A 16988-nucleotide genomic window follows, 5' to 3' on the forward strand; every position below is an offset into this window, starting at 1 on the left:
AATCAAAAATGGTCAATCTTGCTAACACGAAAGGTAACAACACTACTGGTGTGCATATGCTTCAGCGCGACAAGAACGGAGGTTTCCGGATCCGTACTAGTCCAGATAGTTTAAAACGCTTCACTTCCGTGGATGTGCGTCCAGAACATCGTGGTTGGTTCAAAGGGAAAAACGAAATTTACGGTTCAGAACCTTACAATACGATTGAAGATGGCGCTGTAGCGCTTTGTGCGTTCATTGAAAAGGTGTGTGGTGTTCCATGTGTGTGGGAACCGGCGAAAGAAAATAGCGCAACACTCGATGCGGGCATTATTAGTTGAGCGGTGTCTTCACACTTAAGCCACACAGCGTTCAGATCCTGCAATCTGGTACAGCCTTAAAGATTACAGGTATAATCCCACAAATTATTCAACTGGTTTAGAAACGAAGATGACAAAACTCACGCTACAAGAGCAGATGCTCAAAGCTGGATTAGTGACCAGCAAAAAAATGGCCAAAGTCCAACGAACGGCTAAAAAATCACGAGTTCAGGCTCGTGAGGCGAGAGAAGCAGTGGAAGAAAATAAAAAGGCACAACTTGAGCGTGATAGACAGCTAAGCGAACAACAAAAACAAGCTGCTTTATCTAAAGAATATAAAGCGCAGGTGAAGCAACTCATTGAAATGAACAAAATCGACATTTCAAAAGGCGATATAGGTTTTAACTTCACTGATAATAATTTAATTAAAAAAATAGTTGTGGATAAGGTGACTCAAGATCAGTTAATTAGCGGTCGTCTTGCTATTGCTCGTTTGGTGGTTGGTAACAGCGGTGAGAGTGAATACGCTATTATTCCCGCAAGCGTAGCCGATAAAATTGCGCAGCGAGATGCGAACAGTATTGTATTAAATAGTGCGCTGAGTCAGGAAGAGCAAGATGAAGAAGATCCGTATGCTGATTTTAAAGTACCCGATGATCTGATGTGGTAATTAACGTTTTGCCAATATTGATAAATGAAAGGCCCCTCGGGGTTTTTCATTCAGATTTTATGTTCAGCCAGTTTGTGGATAACACAGGGTTATTCTGAGTAGATACTTTGGTATTCAGAACGGACTGGCATTATGGGTTCTGATCCACTCTTTGCTCACGGGATGAACAAAATGTAGCTCACTGGCGTGCAACATCAGGCGCGGAGCTTGTTCGGTGCCTGGCAGTAGGAGACCACCATACAGGTCGCAGCCCAAAATAGGATGGCCCAACTGCTGGCAGTGGATACGAAGTTGGTGCGTACGTCCGGTCTCTGGAGTGAGTTCTACCCGCGTCAATGGTAGTAACGTCCCTTCGTCTAATTCATGATAAAAGCGCTCAATAACTCGGTAGCTGGAGCGCGCCGGTTTCCCATGGGTTGCACAAATCGACATCAGCGGAAACAGCGCCGGATCTTTGCTAATCGCTGCATCTATCATCCCTTCGTTGTTAGCCAGATGCCCGCAGAGCAGTGCCCTGTACACTTTAGTCACTGTGCGTTGGCTGAACTGCTGGCAGAGGGCGGCATTTATAGTCTTATTGCGGGCAATCACCATTAGCCCCGAAGTACCGAAATCAAGGCGGTGGACTAGGGTACAATCGGGAAAAACCTTTACCAGCCGATGATGCACCGAATCGAGATTTTGCGGGTTTTTCCCCGAGAGACTGAGCAGCCCTGTGGGTTTATTGATAAGCACGAGGTGATCGTCCTGATAGAGAGTCTCGATCTTGTCATGACACGGTGGAGCAATAAAGGTATCGATAATCTTAGACATCAGGCGACCCAGATGGAGAGCGGGAGCGGATGATAACGAATTTTAAGCCGGCTGGCGAATTTAGCTATTGGCTTAATGGGGCTGTTGGTGGCGATTAACGAATTTTATATCGAGTCATAGTGCTGATATATAAATATGATCAAATAAGAAGAATATTCCATGCAGGATGCACCATTGCAAAGAAACCTTGCCATTTCGACGAGATTTCTTTGTTAAGGTGAATCGCTCACTTTGGGTTATAGGCGCTATTAACGCACAACCAGAACGGAGCATTTGGCATGACGAACTACCGCTGCTGCATTTGAGCCCAGTAAATAAGTCATGATGCCGGGGCGGTGGGAAGCAATAACAATTAAGTCAGCTTTGACGACATCGGCAACTCTCAGTATTTCGTCTTTGGGGGAACCTGAGGTAATGTGTTTTTTGACTCGATCTTCAGGGATATCAAACTTAGCAATGAGTTCGGAAAGTTTTAATAATGCCTCATTTTTGATCTGCTCTTGATCTGGGGCTTCTCCTGAATAGGCGAGACCCAAAGAGGCATAATAGGGAAACGTTGGAATGACTGTCAGGAAATGAACATGAGCGACATCAGTAATATTTGCTTGTGCTTCAACATGTGCAATAACTTGTGAAGTGAACTCAGGATCTGAGATGTCCACAGGTACCAAAATAGAGTGATACATACATCCTCCTATTTGTTTTATGTCCCGCTGTAATTATAACCATTAATCTCAACGTCATTGTAGTGTTTTTAATGTGGTTTTAATCAGAACAGAGAGAGTAGTAAGGCAACCGGCAAGCTCAAAGGCCAAGTTATACCGATAAGAAGTGATGATATCAGCCTGATAGCCAAACTCTGATCACGGGTGAGAGGGAAGATGATGCAAGTTGCGGCAATAGCTCCAATCGCGTAAATGTAAAGAAGGACGACTCCGGTACTCATGGGGCAATTTTCCTTTTGTCCACGTTATTTGTTTATCATCTTCCAAAGAATTTGTATTTTCTCAAGGTAAGCAAAATCATGTGGCTGTATAAGGGTGAAACAGTCTAAATGTTACAGCTATTTAAGCGGGCCGTAAAACCTATGTAAAGGGTTAAATGCGAATAATGGTTATGTTCATACCTATTTACCCTCTTTCGATAAAAAAGTGAGCAAGTGAGTCAGAAAAATTGGTTTTCATATGGCTATCGTGCTTGCGCGCTCCCGTGGTTTCTGACAGAGATGGGAGGATAAAAAGAGGGGGGCAAACCTTGAGATAGCGTAATAAAATACGCACTAAAATTAATTTAATATATTTTTTATATTTCCACCTATTACATTATTTTTTGAGATATGGCGCATCGATAATATCTATTCATTTAATATTCGTTGAGTTACTCAATGTGAACTTTATTATCCTTATGGTTAATTAGGTTATTAATATGAAATTTATTACAGCAATATTGATTATTTCAGCACCCGTGTTTTCATTATCAATGCAGATAAATGAACCTATTGCTGTACCTGCAATAACAAGAGTTTCTGAAGCGGTATGTAATCGTAATTATGTTAACAAAGAGTATATTGCGTGCATAAAGTTAGTAGATTCATCTCTGCTTAAAGCGTATTGGGCAGGGAAAATGAATGTTTTCTGTCAGTCTAAATTTAATGATCAACCCTCTAAAGAAAAGCAATGTATCACCATCATGATGATATCAAATGCTCTGGATGAGATGGGCAGTCATTATCTTGAAGAATAAATAAACGATAGAAATAGTGGGGGCCGCTGAGGCGGCCTTTTTAAATTTATCTGCCGGATAATATAGTTAACATTAGTACATAACTTTACTCTGACTAACTACTGAAAGTGGGCAAAACTCTGTTCGCCGATGAGTAAGAGGGCGATGACAATCATAATAATCCCTGAAAATTGGCTCACTCGCCGGGCAGCGCTTGGGCGTGTTCGCAGAACTATTTTTGAACCGATCCCTACGAGAGAATAAACCACACCACAATTGATAATATGCGCAATTCCCATCACTCCTATCTGGATAGCGATTGGCCATGTCGCACTTTGATTTGTGAATTGCGGAACAAGTGCCAGAAAAAGGAGCAGTGCCTTTGGGTTCATTCCACTGATACCGAAGCCCCGAAGCAGTGTAGTCGAGTAACTTCCCGATGACCGTTCATTGTCAGTGGCTGGAACGGGAGGATCCCGTAGAACATGAATACCAAGCCACAAAAGATAGGCGGCACCGAGATATGTCAGCACGACAAGGACGACGGGAGCACTGGTAACAAGTACACCGACACCTGCAGCTACGACGACAGTAATTGCAAGATAGCCGATTAGCATGCCAGTCACAGCAGGAAACAGTGCTCTGTTTCTCAGCCCCGAAGAGATGGCAAAAGCCCAGTCTGCGCCAGGCGTAATGACCAGAGAAAACGACACAATCCAGAATGCCACTAACATATTAGTTTCCAATTAATCACCACCAAAACTCATAAGAATAATGAGATGAATAATATCAGTGGGTTACTGAAAGGTGCTTTTAATATCTTGCCTAAAATAGCCAAATTAAGGGAGAATATACCTCATGGATAAACTAGATCGAAAAATTCTTGCTGAACTACAAAAAGATGGGCGACTTTCTGTCACCGATCTAGGCAAACGTGTTGGTTTGAGCTTATCACCCTGCCACCGCCGAGTCAGGGCGCTTGAGGATGCGGGTGTTATTACTGGATATCGGGCAAGTATTGCACCAGAGGCTGTGGGGTTGAACTTCTCTGCTATTGTATTTGCCTCTCTTCGGGAAAGTAGCCGTGACAACGTGCGGGCTTTCGAAGATGCTTTAGTGGATATTCCAGAGATAGTTCAGGCGCAGCGTCTTTTCGGTGAACCCGATTACATGCTTCATATCGTCACACAAGATATTACGACGTTTCAAAAGCTGTATGACAGCACATTGTCAGCATTGCCAAGCGTTCTCAAACTCAAATCGACGCTTGTGATGAGAGATATTATCCATAATAGGCCTTTGGCGCTGTAATTTGGGCCTGACTTCAATGTGTCTAAAGGTGTCATTAGGATATTTAATCGCTATTACAAGATGTTGCCCGCAGTAATAGCTTAATAGGATTCTATATGTGGTGAGGCGATAGAATCCTGAGATGACAGGGGACTAAGAGTGAATAATTCTGTGTTTCTCAAGTACACCTTTATTGTCAAATAAGAAAAGTACTCTTCCTCCTTCTCCATTTTGGCATATAAGACCATCTGCATTTGTCTTGTCGGTGATACCTTGGCAGGTCATATACCCGTGGTGTCAGCAACCCTTTCTGGCAATAAACATTCTTGTATGCATTCCATAAAGACTCTCATTGCCGGGCTGACAAATTTACCCGCATGATGGGCGCACAATGCGGTGATGGTTAGCGGACTCTCTGAAAAATGAAGTTCTTGTAGTTCGCCAGACTGAAGTTCTTTTTCAACCGTAAAACGAGGTAAGAAAGTGACGCCCAAGTTGCTAGCGACACATCGTTTAATACTTTCGATACTCCATAGCTCTATAGTGTTTTCGAGTGTAATACCACGCTGACGTAATGTGCTTTCAAAAATTTGGCGAAAAATGCACTGAGTTTCATTAATAATGAAGCTCACCGGTAAATGCTGATTTGGCTGGGTAAAATCCATACCATTAAGTAATGGTGATGCGACAAGAACCAAATCTTGCTTTCCAAAACTCGTCATATGCAGTGCGTCGTCATTACCTACACGATAAAAAACACCTAAATCTGCCTCATCCGCCAGTAATGCATCACGTATGACATAGCAGTTTAGTGATTGCAGAGATAAACGAACTTTCGGTGCTTTCATTTTAAAGCGCTGTAATACTTGCGGCATTTTATATGCCAGCAATGTTTCCCCTGTAGCAACCCGCAGTTCTCCTGTTGGCTCTGCGTCCTGCTGCGCGGCTTGACGTATACCTGCCATAACGCGGGTGAGTTCATATACATGAGGCATCAGGTTTTTTCCCGCCTCAGTGAGCAGCATGCGGCGGCCAATTTTTTCAAACAATTGCATTGAAAGCTCTTGTTCTAGTTGTTGAATATGAAAGGTTACCGTTGATTGTGTACAGCACAGCTTCCTTGAAGCACGCATAAAAGAACCTTCTTCCACGACTGTTTTTAGCGTAATGAAACGGCGTAAATCCATGGGCTGTCACCTTAATCAATCGAAATTATCGAATTGATGATATCAAAACATTCGTTTTTTTGATTCTTTCGAATGAGATAAAGTCTAAAAAAAATTTTGGAGAAGACAAGTGACATCAGCCATTGTTAGTGCGTTTTTGACTTATACGCTTATTACAGCCATGACTCCTGGACCTAATAATATTCTCGCACTGAGTTCGGTTAATCAGTATGGGTTGAGAAAAAGCACTCGGGTTTTGGCAGGAATGAGTGCCGGTTTTTTAATTATCATGCTGTTGTGTGCTGCTTTTACTTTCACACTGATTAGCATTCTGCCCTCAATCAGTCAGTGGCTCAGTTGGGCCGGGGCGGCATATGTGCTTTGGTTGGCCTGGCATATTGTTATTAGTGAACCCTCGTCATCAAATACGGAAGCAAAGCCTTTGAGTTTTTGGGTGAGCTTCTGGCTTCAATTTGCCAATGTAAAAATTATTTTGTACGGCATTACAGCGTTATCTACTTTCGTATTGCCCCATACGCACAATGTTATTTGGGTTCTCATTGTTAGTCTCCTGCTGGCCATTATCGGCATTATAGGTAATTTATGTTGGGCTTTAGCAGGGCATCTCTTTCAGACACTGTTCCAGCAACACGGTAAAACAGTCAACCTGATCCTTGCCGCGGCATTAATTTATTGTGCGATACGAATGTTTGTTTAAATCTTACTGAGTCGAATAAGCCCCAGCCTGTCGTGACATAATTTCATGATTTCCTCACTCAGATGGGTGGGGGAGTCTGATATACTGACGAGATATTTTTAGTAACAGTTTGAAGTTATTGTTTTAATCACTTCTCGAAATTAGTTTGGGGCAAAGTACGTGAGTGTGAATTCTACGGTTTTATCTTCCCGACATACGTTCAGTTATGCCCCTTTTCGGAATTTATTTTTTGCCCGCTTACTGACCGTTTTAGGTAATGGCATCGCCCCTATTGCGCTAGCTTTTGCGGTGCTGGATATCGGGGGAAGTGCAACCGATTTAGGGCTGGTTGTTGCCGCACGGTCTATTTTTAACGTTGCCTTTCTATTGATCGGCGGCGTGCTTGCGGATCGCTATTCTCGAAGTGTTGTTCTATTGTCATCCTCCATCATTGCTGCATTATCCCAAGGCGTTGTTGCTTGGCTTGTGCTTGATGGTGCGGCAACGGTGATGTGGTTGGCGCTGCTGGGGGCTGTCAATGGTGCGGCTGCGGGTATTGCGCTACCGGCCTCCTCTGCGATGGTTCCACAAACCGTGCCCACACGTCACCTTCGACAAGCCAACGCTTTTATCCAATTGGGTATTTATGCGGGAACGGTAATTGGTGCTTCTCTTGGTGGCATTTTAACAAGTGCGGTTGGGCCAGGCTGGGGATTGGCTATTGACGCACTGGGATTTGCTGCGGCTGCACCACTTTATATGTTGATCCGTATTGACTCAACGAAACCGAGTGAATCACACACGAATATCTTGCAAGACTTACGAGATGGCTGGCAGGAGTTCATTTCTCGTGCTTGGGTGTGGGCTATTGTCGCTCAGTTCACCATTGTGAATGCCGCTTTTAGCGGGGTGGTGATGGTGCTTGGACCTATCGTTGCTGATGCTTCATTTGGGCGAACGGGGTGGGGGATGATTGTTGCTACGCAAAGTCTTGGTTTGATTGCCGGTTCTTTTATTGCGCTTCGATGGCGTCCGCGACGTGACCTATTTATTGGTGTCATGCTGATTGCCCTTTGTGCTATCCCGATTGCGCTTCTCAGCATGATTTCTTCAACTCCCATTCTGATGGGGGCATTTTTCATTGCTGGGGTTGGTTTTGGGCAGTTTGGCGTGGTTTGGGCCCATTCTCTACAAACTCATATTCCGCCAGAGAGATTGGCGCGAGTTTATGCTTATGATGCTATGGGGTCATTCGTCGCTATTCCTCTTGGGGAAATTGCCGCAGGTCCCCTGGCGATGCATTATGGTACTTCTACTGTTTTGTTTGTGTCAGCTATTGCTGTCGTTATAGCAACGGTTGCAGCCAGTTTCACTCCAGCGATTAGACAACTTGATAATTCGCCCCAAGTGAAGCCACATATTTAGCGCTGATTAAGTATATATATTGTTAAATATTATATTCTCTAGGCATTAATATTTGAGAATCGTACGATAAATAATAATAATTACTATTTTCACTACGTGATAACTTCAGAATTTCATAACGGGTGTTTAAATCTGTAAATCATCTATTCATTGATGCATTATACCAATCTGGTCATAGAGTTAAGTGTTATCATCTGTGTGTTTAATGACCATTTTAGGATATCTAGAGTTCTGCACGATAACTTTGTATGTATTTTGATCGATATACGCTATGGTTTAAAAAATAACAATGCTGTTTGAATTAAATTCAATTAAATCAACATGTTGATTTTTATTTGTTAAGAAATAAGTGTATTTATATTACTATATTGAGATAAGTAGATGATTTTAATTTAACACTTTCCTATGTATTTATAGGAAATTTCATATATAAGTGTAGGTGAAATCCATTAAATAAGATGATTTTTCCCCCTTAAAAGCAGAAAAGTATTATTTTATTATTTTCGGGTTATAACATAATACGCTACTAAAACAATCTTAACCGTTATTAACACTTATCTTTCAAATTACAGTCGACATATAATTTTGCGTAATGGGTGGTAGAGTGAAGTAATGCTCTAATTAATCACTACAGATTGGACCAAAGATCTTTTATGTGTCCATTTACTAGTGAATTTGATCGCGTATACTCCGGATCATAGTTATTGAGGTCGGTTATAAGGATATTTGGAATTCTAATGCACTAAACACAAGATTCATTTGTTTATAATATTAGTTACCCCCGCATTTCTCATATCTATAAATGATATTTAAGATATCGTTTGTGCTTACTTGGCAACATTAATTTTTTTTAAAATTGATTGAGTTTTTTGAAAAACTCATTGAACTGACCTTATTGTTCAGCAGCGATAAATAAATATCTAATGGTTATTGTGAGGCGACTCACGATCGGATTGACACACAATAGTATTGAGTTATTTAACTCATGCATTTATTAATTAGTGGAATTACAAATGAAAAACTTAGCTATTATTGCCTCAGTCGTTGCTGCATTCGTTGGTGTTAGCACCGCTCAAGCTGCATCTACCGGAACTATCAACTTTACAGGCGAATTAACAGCGTCTACCTGTAATGTATCCGTAGATGGGCAGGGTGCAGATGCAACCGTCGTACTGCCTACTGTCAGTACGAGTCAATTGGCTTCAGCGGACCAAGTAGCAGGTAATACCGGCTTTAATATGGCCCTGAGCAATTGCACCGGTGCACTTAAAACAGTTTCTGCTTTCTTTGAAGCGGGTTCGAGTGTCGATATCGTTACTGGTCACTTGAAAAATGTCAGTGGTTCTGCAGGCCAGGTCAGTCTTGAATTACTGGATGGGTCTAACATGACTCCGATCAAGGCGGGTGATACCAGCCAGGCAACGAACACCACGTATATTGATGCATCGTCTGGCTCTGCAACACTGCCGTATGCTGTTCAATATTATGCTAACGGTGAAACCACACCAGGTACTGTTATCAGCAACGTTGTCTACTCTATCCAATACAAATAAGTATTAACAAGTAAAACTGAAATTTAAAGGGCAGATATCTGCCCTTTTTGACTATAAGAACTAAAATTGAATTATGCACTCATTCATTAAGTGTTGAGGTTGTTATGACCAGAACTCACCGTATTTTATTCACAGCCTTTTCAGCTTTGTTATTGATTTTATTGGTTGGACGTTCTGTCCAAGCCAGTGTAGTGATCAGTGGTACTCGGGTTATTTACCCAGAGAACCAAAAAGAAGTCACTGTAAAAGTCAGTAATATGGGGAAAGGTCCAGTGGTAGTACAAAGCTGGATCGATAGTGGTGATGTCAATGCTCGCCCAGAAACATTAAAAGTACCTTTTGTACTTACTCCTCCAATTAATCGAGTCGAACCGAATAAAAGTCAGACACTGCGAATCAGTTATACCGGTGCGACGTTACCAAAAGATAAAGAATCTGTTTTTTGGCTTAATGTATTAGAAATACCGGCTAAGGCCGATGCGGGCAGTAACCAAAATTATTTACAGATGGCTTATCGCTCACGTATTAAATTATTTTTCCGTCCTCAAGGGTTAACTGGTAATCCGAATGAGGCTGCAAAATCATTAGTTTGGACGAAAGCCCCCGGTGGACTTAAAGTCACTAACCCAACACCTTTCCATGTTTCTCTGGTGACGGTGGCAGTTAATGCTGGTGGGAAGAGATCCCAAGTTGAAGGACAAATGATCAGCCCTAAAGATTCGCTAACATTTGCATTGCCGGGAAACAGTTCAGGCTCCACTGTTGATATTGAATTTGTTAATGACTATGGCGCACTTAATAAATTGAGTCAGGCTATCAAACCTTGATATATGCTTTTATATTAAATGATAAGAGCATCAGCAGATGACCGCGTTTATATCGTGGGTGTCAGAATATGAATATACTCTACGGAATAAATGAATAATGAAACGTTCTGCAATGCTTTCTTCTGCGGATCTGCCAGATCATGTTTATTTTTTGTCTCCTTTGGCGGTGGCGCTTATTTTAGCGTTTTTGTCGCCTGTGGTTTTTGCTGCCGATAATCCTGAAGAAACTGAAACTAAAGTCACCCCTAATGCTAATAAATCACAAGTTGCTGAATTTGATAGTGCATTTCTCAATACTGCCCATAGTGGTGCAGGCGTTGATTTAAGCCGTTTTTCGACCGGTAACAACGTCCTGCCAGGGGTATACCGTGCCGATATTTATTTAAACAATACGCTTATTGGTAATGAGAATGTGGAATTTAAGGCCCATGATGATAAAAGTACCTATGCCTGTTTATCTTCATCCCTTATTGCCAGTCTTAATCTCAAGCCAGAAGCGTTGCCATCAACATCATTGGCACCACTGAAAAAAGAGGGGGGTTGTGTTGACCTTCAAACACTGATCCCTGATGCCTCAGTGACCTTTGATAGTGGTGAACAACATCTGAATATTGTTATTCCGCAGGCGCTGTTATTGCGCACCGCACGCGGCACGGTAAGCCCTGCATTGTGGGACAGCGGCGTGACTTCAGGGATGTTGGGTTATTCACTCAATGGTTATAGCAGTTCATCAAACGGGCAGCGGTTTAACTCAGCTTTTGCGGGAGTTAATGCCGGGCTGAATTTGGGCGCATGGTATTTTCGTCATAATGGGTCGTATAACTGGCAAGAAAATGGCGAGAGTGAGTACACCAGCATTAACAGTTATGTGCAACGGGATATTCCGGCGGCGCAAGGGCGTGTTCTGTTGGGGGAGTCCAATACACCCGGGCAGTTATTTGACACGGTGCCATTTACCGGTGTGCAATTTAGTACTGATGACCGCATGTTGCCGGAGTCTTTGCGCGGTTATGCGCCAGAAGTTCGCGGCATTGCGCGAACCAATGCACTGGTGACCATCCGCCAGAGTGGACAAGTGTTATATGAAACCACCGTCTCTCCGGGCGAATTTATTATTGATGACCTCTATCCAACCGGCTATGGCGGCAATCTGGATGTGACTGTGCGTGAAGCCGATGGTAGCACGCAGAATTTTCAGGTGCCTTTTGCGGCGGTGGCGCAGTTACTTCGTCCCGGTTCGCAGCGCTACAGCTTGACCGCCGGTAAAGTCCGCAACGATTCGTTGTCTTTTACCCCAGGATTTTATCAAGGAACTTATCAACGTGGTTTAAATAACCGTTTTACCGGTTATACCGGCGTACAAGCCAGTGATGACTATTATGCCCTTCAACTAGGGACGGCGTTTAGTACCCCAATTGGCGCAGTCGCCTTTGATGTAACACAAGCCAATACCCATCTGCGGGAAGGAACAGAAAGTGGCCAGAGTTATCAGGTCAGTTACAGCAAGGTTGTCACTGAAACCAACAGTAATCTGAGTATTGCGGCGCACCGCTTTGCGACTCAGGGTTATCTGGATTTTTCCACGGCGATGCAAACGATGGATGCTGAACGTCAAGGCTACGATGCAGACCGCATTTATCGGGCTAAAAATCGCCTAACTGTGACTGCGGCTCAGGGATTACCGGAAGGCTGGGGCCAGATGTATATCAGTGGTTCAGTACAGGATTATTGGAATAAAGATGGCAGTGACCAACAGTATCAGATGGGTTACAGCAACAGCTATAAAAGCATGACCTATGGACTCAGTATTAACCGTAGCCGCACCGGCATGGGGGATATGCAGAATACCTATCTGGTTAGTATGAGCTTCCCATTAGGGCGTAATGATCAGCGGAATGTGCCGCAGATGCGTCTGGAAATGAACCGTAATGGTGAGGGGAGTTGGGGTGAGCAGGCGACAGTTTCAGGCAGTGCCGGTGAACAAAGCCAGTTCAGCTATGGTGCGACAGCCATGAACAGTAACGGTGGTTCGGGTGCCAGTGGCAGTGTAAATGGTCAATATCGAGGGGCTAGAGCTACCAGCATGGCATCTTATGGCGGTGGGAGTAGTTACCAGAGTGGCTCCGTCGGTATTTCCGGCAGCGTAATTGCTCACCCCGGCGGGGTTACGTTAACGCCATATAGCAGTGAAACTTTTGCCGTGGTGGAAGCGAAAGGTGCTGAGGGCGCTGAAGTATCGTCTTACTCTGGAGTAAAAATAGACTCACGGGGCTATGCGGTGGTGCCGTATCTGAATGCGTATCAAATGAATGAAATTACTATCGACCCCAAAGGCACTTCTTATGACGTTGAACTGGAGTCGACCAGCCAGAAAGTTGCACCCCATGCGGGCGCGGTGGTGATGGTGAAATATAACAGTACGACAGGCTATCCAATATTGGTCAATGCCACGCAGTCTGATGGTGAGCCAGTGCCGTTTGGCGCGGATGTGTTGGATATGAAAGGCCATGTTGTGGGTTCTGTCGGACAAGGCGGGCAGATTTATGCGCGAGTCAGTGAAGAGCGCGGGCGTTTGCAAGTGAATTGGGGTGAGGGGGCAGGGCAACAATGCTATCTCAGCTACATTTTGCCACCACAACAGCCGAATACAAAAATCACTGGAATGATGCAGTTTACCTCGACGTGTGTGCCTCAAGGGCAGCTATAAATCAAATTCCGCTGCCATGCTGGAGAACATCATATGAAATTATTAATAAAAAGAATGACTCAAATAGTGGGGGCGCTACTGTTGGCTGCCATGAGTTACAGTGCTTGGGCAGCAGTGGTATGTTCTGTTGGCCCCGGACTTCCCCGCACTGATACGGTTCAATTGTCTCCTGCCAATATTTCTGCGGGGGCGGATATTCCTGTGGGGACCGTTATCTATCAAGGCCGATGGGTGACGCCTTCTACTGGCACAGCAGTCATGATCTGCCTGTCTCCGGTGGATACCTCTATGTGGTACAACATTGCCTGGAGCATTGAAAGTGCACCTTTACCGCTTTCCAGTTGGGCTGGTAGCCCCTTCGGAGGAGCGGTATATCAAACCAATATCCCCGGAATTGGTATTGCCATATCTCGTAACAATAACAGCGATGCCGCCATTTTGGGCCAACCCAATTATCAGCATCCTAACGACACCGAAAATTTGGTGACCGGAGGTTCCTATGAACCCCCTCTGGGGACTCGAACCCTTTATGTCACATTGATTAAAACGGGCACGATTGCACCGGGGAACTATACACTGAATGCATCCAGCCTCCCGACCGCCAGCATTTCTATCACCAACCCGATATCTCATGCTGCGACAGCAGGGCTGCCTATCAAGGTTTATACCATTCAGTTTCAGGGACAGTTGAATATCTCGACACAAACCTGTACCACACCCGATGTGGATGTCTATTTGGGTAAATTTGAAAAAAGCCAATATTTCACTGGAATAAACTCGACCACACCTTGGATAGATTCTTCGATTAAATTGACTAATTGCCCCACGTTCTACGGTTTTTACAACGCTGCAAATAACACATTAATGTTTGATTACAGTACCGGACAAGGGAGTGTGGCTAATTCAACCAATAATAGTATTGGTGTACGTTTAACGCCCGTGACTAGCATTATTGATTCCACCAATGGGATCATTGGGTTGGATTCGTCGCTTCCAGATGCGGCATCAGGTGTGGGAATACAAATTGGGTGGGGAACCCCTCCATCAGTGTTGTTTGATTTATCGCAAGAAAAATCCTTATCACTCCCTAAAGATGGCAGTACTACCATCAATGTCCCCTTGTCAGCACGCTATATTCAAACTAGCACAACGGTCACACCGGGCAAAGCAAACGCGAAAGTTGTATTTCTCATCAATTATTATTAATAATACCCTCTCAGGAAAAAACCTGAGGGGGTATTCTATTGATATTTCATGCAGATAATTCACTTTAATATAGATAAACTCTCATCGTTGTGTTATTTCCAATGCTGGCGATAGATTATAACGTTTAGGAGATAGGGCGATGGGAACAGTATTGGCGCTGTTGGGATTAATTTTAGGCGCTTGGGCAGTACGTAGCATTTGTATTAAACAGCAAAGTACTGAAAAGAAGATTGGGAAATCTATTTTTGCCGGTTGGTACTTCCTGACTGCGGGTGGGATTGGGGGAACGGAAGAAGATAAGATTCCTCTGGTGGTAGTCGCGATGCTGATTGGCGCTGCTGTCGTCCTTTATTCTAATCATGTCTATAAAGTGCACAACGAGCAACAATGAATATACCGCCCTGAAGATGCGGCGGTGCATAAATAGATCAATATAAGATGATAATCCTAGTCATGCAGGTTTTGGTCATAACCTGCGCTGAAAAATTTTACAGTAAGCCGACTCTCTCCACCTGAAAAGAATTCGCTCGTTAATGCTTTATCCAGACCATATTCACGACAAAGAAGACCGGCTTGGTATGCCGCTTGATTTTCATCCCCTGTGCTTTCTGCGAGATGGTAGGCATACCCCAACACAAAGCCACGTTTATAGTCGGAACAGAATTTAGCAATCTCAGTTGCGGGTTTTGTATATTCAGCTTTTAATCCGGCCATCAGCCCCTTGCCAAAGTGATTGTCCATAGTGTCCTCCTTATCGTTATATTTGTAATTATATAACGATAAGTAACACAGTGAACATACTCAAAAGTATCTACCAGTACATTACTGGTACAAATATCATCGGCTACAGAATGTTTACTCGGCGGGATCGTTATTCAAGTGAAGCATCACTTGCATCCAGGCCATTTGCGTTTCTTTCCCCAGCTTCTGGAATACCTGTCGCAGTTGCTGCATTTGGGTATTTGTTAATTGTGACTCCAGTTTTTTACCCGCTGGGGAGAGCGATAGTTGCCGCACACGTTGATCATGTTCAGCCGTTGTGACCGTAATTAGCCCCATTTTAACCAATTGCTTTAAGGGACCATTGAGCGCTTGCTTGCTGATTTTCAAAATTCCCAATAGTGCATTGATGGCAATATCAGGATTTTGCCCAACAAAGTACAAAATACGGTGATGAACCCGTCCTAATCCCTGTTCTGCCAATAATTTATCGGGCAGTTCGGTAAAGGAACGGTAACCAAAATAGAATTGTTCGATAGCTTGATGAAGTGATAGGTCTTCCTGTTGTGGATATTTCTTAGTGGTTGCCATCGGATTTTTATCACAAATAAAAAATAATTAGGTCAATAGTATTGACGTAACTGGGAGTCCATTTTATTTTCCATAAAGGTCAAATAGGTTGACCTTTATGGAAGGACTGCCATGAATAAGACTGTAGTAAGCCAGAATAATCGATTTTCCTCACGGCTGCACGATCTTCACCCATCACCTATACGGGAAATTCTCTCTGTTATTGATAGACCTGGCATGATTTCATTTGCTGGTGGACTACCTGCAATAGAAAGTTTCCCGCATCTCCATCTTGAGGGAATGCCTCAATCGATGTTGCAATACGGAGCCAGTGAAGGGGAGAGTGAACTACGCGAGCGAATTGCACAGAATTTGTGTGGGCGTGGTTTATCTTGCAGTCAGGAACAAGTACTGATTATTTCAGGTTCACAACAAGGGATTGATCTGGTCGCCAAGTTGTTTATCGATGCAGGAACACCTGTTGCAGTGGAGTCACCCACTTATTTGGCCGCATTACAAGTGTTCCGTTTTTTTGGAGCGCAGTTTGTTGCCTATGATTCGGCTCAACCTGATATAAATAAACTTAAAATAGAAAAGCCCGCTTTTGCCTACAGTATTCCCACATTTCAGAACCCAAGTGGTCATTGCCTCAGTCTTAATCAGCGTACAACTTTAGCGAAAGTATGTGATGAGCTGATGCTACCTCTTTTTGAAGACGATCCTTACAGTGACTTGGTTTATGATCCTTGCGAGAGAAAGCCGGTATGTGCCTTACTCCAGCACGCATCATGGATTTATCAGGGATCATTTTCCAAAAGCTTATCTCCAGGATTTCGACTAGGCTATTTGGTCGCTTCGCCTGAGTTAATTCCTTACTTGACACGATTAAAACAGGCTGCGGATTTGCATAGTAGCCGAATCAGCCAATGGCTGGTATTACAGCAACTAGGTGATCCTAATTACTCCAATCAGATGGGTGCATTGGCGGCTTATTACAAAAAACGCCGTGATTCCTTCGAAATATCCTTACAACGGTATTTCGGTTCTCTTGCGTCTTGGGATAAACCAGCAGGGGGATTATTTTTCTGGTTGAAGCTAAATCGCTGCATAGATACTCGCGAGCTATTACCGAAAGCACTTGAAAGTAATATTGCGTTTATGCCGGGTGAGCCATTCTTCCCTCATTCTTCAACTGGATGTGGCCAGCTACGGCTTAATTTTAGTCATGCTACTGCCGAGCAGGCGGATATAGGTTTGCAGAAACTGGCTAATTTAGTGAGAGAGAATTCATAATATAAGCGGTGTTCATCGTAGAAACAGGGT

The 16988-nt window shown here is 43.6% G+C and carries 19 protein-coding genes; 12 read left to right on the forward strand and 7 right to left on the reverse strand.

Features of this window, described 5'->3' with window-relative positions; genetic code table 11:
• The first annotated feature begins 8 nt into the window (after positions 1-8).
• Positions 9-320 (forward strand): hypothetical protein, encoded by a 312-nt coding sequence (locus tag ACIOG0_RS09615; protein WP_050139625.1) that lies wholly within the window; start codon positions 9-11, stop codon positions 318-320.
• A 109-nt stretch (positions 321-429) separates the two neighbouring features.
• A complete protein-coding gene (locus tag ACIOG0_RS09620) occupies positions 430-969 on the forward strand; it encodes a DUF2058 domain-containing protein (RefSeq protein WP_050097408.1) in 540 nt (179 codons plus the stop codon).
• A gap of 114 nt (positions 970-1083) precedes the next feature.
• Here the strand turns inward: ACIOG0_RS09620 and ACIOG0_RS09625 are convergent, their stop codons facing one another.
• The 3 genes from ACIOG0_RS09625 to ACIOG0_RS09635 form a co-directional block, all read right to left on the reverse strand.
• Positions 1084-1782 carry an RluA family pseudouridine synthase gene (locus ACIOG0_RS09625; protein ID WP_128450823.1) on the reverse strand — a complete coding sequence of 233 codons (699 nt, stop codon included), beginning with the start codon at positions 1780-1782 and terminating at the stop codon, positions 1084-1086.
• A gap of 248 nt (positions 1783-2030) precedes the next feature.
• A complete protein-coding gene (gene uspF / locus ACIOG0_RS09630; protein ID WP_050097410.1) occupies positions 2031-2468 on the reverse strand; it encodes a universal stress protein UspF in 438 nt (145 codons plus the stop codon).
• An 83-nt stretch (positions 2469-2551) separates the two neighbouring features.
• On the reverse strand, positions 2552-2728 hold the full coding sequence (locus ACIOG0_RS09635) for a GhoT/OrtT family toxin (protein WP_050097412.1): 177 nt from the start codon (positions 2726-2728) through the stop codon (positions 2552-2554).
• 479 nt (positions 2729-3207) lie between these two features.
• Between ACIOG0_RS09635 and ACIOG0_RS09640 the strand changes: the two genes are divergently transcribed.
• Positions 3208-3525, forward strand: coding sequence for a hypothetical protein (locus tag ACIOG0_RS09640; RefSeq protein ID WP_050097421.1), 318 nt, complete (start codon positions 3208-3210; stop codon positions 3523-3525).
• A gap of 98 nt (positions 3526-3623) precedes the next feature.
• Here the strand turns inward: ACIOG0_RS09640 and ACIOG0_RS09645 are convergent, their stop codons facing one another.
• Positions 3624-4238: a LysE family translocator gene (locus ACIOG0_RS09645; protein ID WP_050097428.1), complete on the reverse strand. Its 615-nt coding sequence runs from the start codon at positions 4236-4238 to the stop codon at positions 3624-3626.
• 124 nt (positions 4239-4362) lie between these two features.
• Between ACIOG0_RS09645 and ACIOG0_RS09650 the strand changes: the two genes are divergently transcribed.
• Positions 4363-4815 carry an Lrp/AsnC family transcriptional regulator gene (locus tag ACIOG0_RS09650; RefSeq protein WP_050097431.1) on the forward strand — a complete coding sequence of 151 codons (453 nt, stop codon included), beginning with the start codon at positions 4363-4365 and terminating at the stop codon, positions 4813-4815.
• 260 nt (positions 4816-5075) lie between these two features.
• Here the strand turns inward: ACIOG0_RS09650 and ACIOG0_RS09655 are convergent, their stop codons facing one another.
• Complete coding sequence (locus tag ACIOG0_RS09655; RefSeq protein WP_050097433.1) at positions 5076-5981, reverse strand: LysR family transcriptional regulator; 906 nt, start codon at positions 5979-5981, stop codon at positions 5076-5078.
• Between the two features lie 109 nt (positions 5982-6090).
• Between ACIOG0_RS09655 and eamB the strand changes: the two genes are divergently transcribed.
• From eamB to ACIOG0_RS09690, 7 genes are all read left to right on the forward strand, one after another.
• Complete coding sequence (eamB, locus tag ACIOG0_RS09660; protein WP_050097434.1) at positions 6091-6678, forward strand: cysteine/O-acetylserine transporter; 588 nt, start codon at positions 6091-6093, stop codon at positions 6676-6678.
• Between the two features lie 159 nt (positions 6679-6837).
• Positions 6838-8082 carry an MFS transporter gene (locus tag ACIOG0_RS09665; protein WP_145582035.1) on the forward strand — a complete coding sequence of 415 codons (1245 nt, stop codon included), beginning with the start codon at positions 6838-6840 and terminating at the stop codon, positions 8080-8082.
• Positions 8083-9095: 1013 nt separating this feature from the next.
• Positions 9096-9635, forward strand: a complete 540-nt coding sequence (locus ACIOG0_RS09670) for a fimbrial protein (protein ID WP_050097438.1) — start codon at positions 9096-9098, stop codon at positions 9633-9635.
• A 104-nt stretch (positions 9636-9739) separates the two neighbouring features.
• Positions 9740-10462, forward strand: coding sequence for a molecular chaperone (locus tag ACIOG0_RS09675; RefSeq protein WP_050097439.1), 723 nt, complete (start codon positions 9740-9742; stop codon positions 10460-10462).
• A 97-nt stretch (positions 10463-10559) separates the two neighbouring features.
• Positions 10560-13169, forward strand: coding sequence for a fimbria/pilus outer membrane usher protein (locus ACIOG0_RS09680; protein WP_050139623.1), 2610 nt, complete (start codon positions 10560-10562; stop codon positions 13167-13169).
• 33 nt (positions 13170-13202) lie between these two features.
• Positions 13203-14375, forward strand: coding sequence for a fimbrial protein (locus tag ACIOG0_RS09685; protein ID WP_050097443.1), 1173 nt, complete (start codon positions 13203-13205; stop codon positions 14373-14375).
• A gap of 139 nt (positions 14376-14514) precedes the next feature.
• The gene (locus ACIOG0_RS09690; protein WP_164908297.1) at positions 14515-14766 is read left to right on the forward strand and encodes a hypothetical protein; all 252 of its coding nucleotides are present in this window, start codon (positions 14515-14517) and stop codon (positions 14764-14766) included.
• A 56-nt stretch (positions 14767-14822) separates the two neighbouring features.
• Here ACIOG0_RS09690 and ACIOG0_RS09695 read toward each other — a convergent pair whose 3' ends face one another.
• Together ACIOG0_RS09695 and ACIOG0_RS09700 are read right to left on the reverse strand one after the other, a co-directional pair.
• A complete protein-coding gene (locus tag ACIOG0_RS09695; RefSeq protein WP_050097447.1) occupies positions 14823-15116 on the reverse strand; it encodes a DUF2623 family protein in 294 nt (97 codons plus the stop codon).
• A 114-nt stretch (positions 15117-15230) separates the two neighbouring features.
• Entirely contained in the window at positions 15231-15686 is a 456-nt protein-coding gene (locus ACIOG0_RS09700) for a MarR family winged helix-turn-helix transcriptional regulator (protein ID WP_128450821.1), read from the reverse strand.
• 216 nt (positions 15687-15902) lie between these two features.
• On the opposite strand from ACIOG0_RS09700, the gene ACIOG0_RS09705 reads away from it, so the two are divergent.
• Positions 15903-16958 (forward strand): PLP-dependent aminotransferase family protein, encoded by a 1056-nt coding sequence (locus ACIOG0_RS09705; RefSeq protein WP_404705046.1) that lies wholly within the window; start codon positions 15903-15905, stop codon positions 16956-16958.
• Positions 16959-16988: the final 30 nt, after the last annotated feature.

This window comes from Yersinia vastinensis (assembly GCF_044905075.1).
GTDB lineage: Bacteria > Pseudomonadota > Gammaproteobacteria > Enterobacterales > Enterobacteriaceae > Yersinia > Yersinia vastinensis.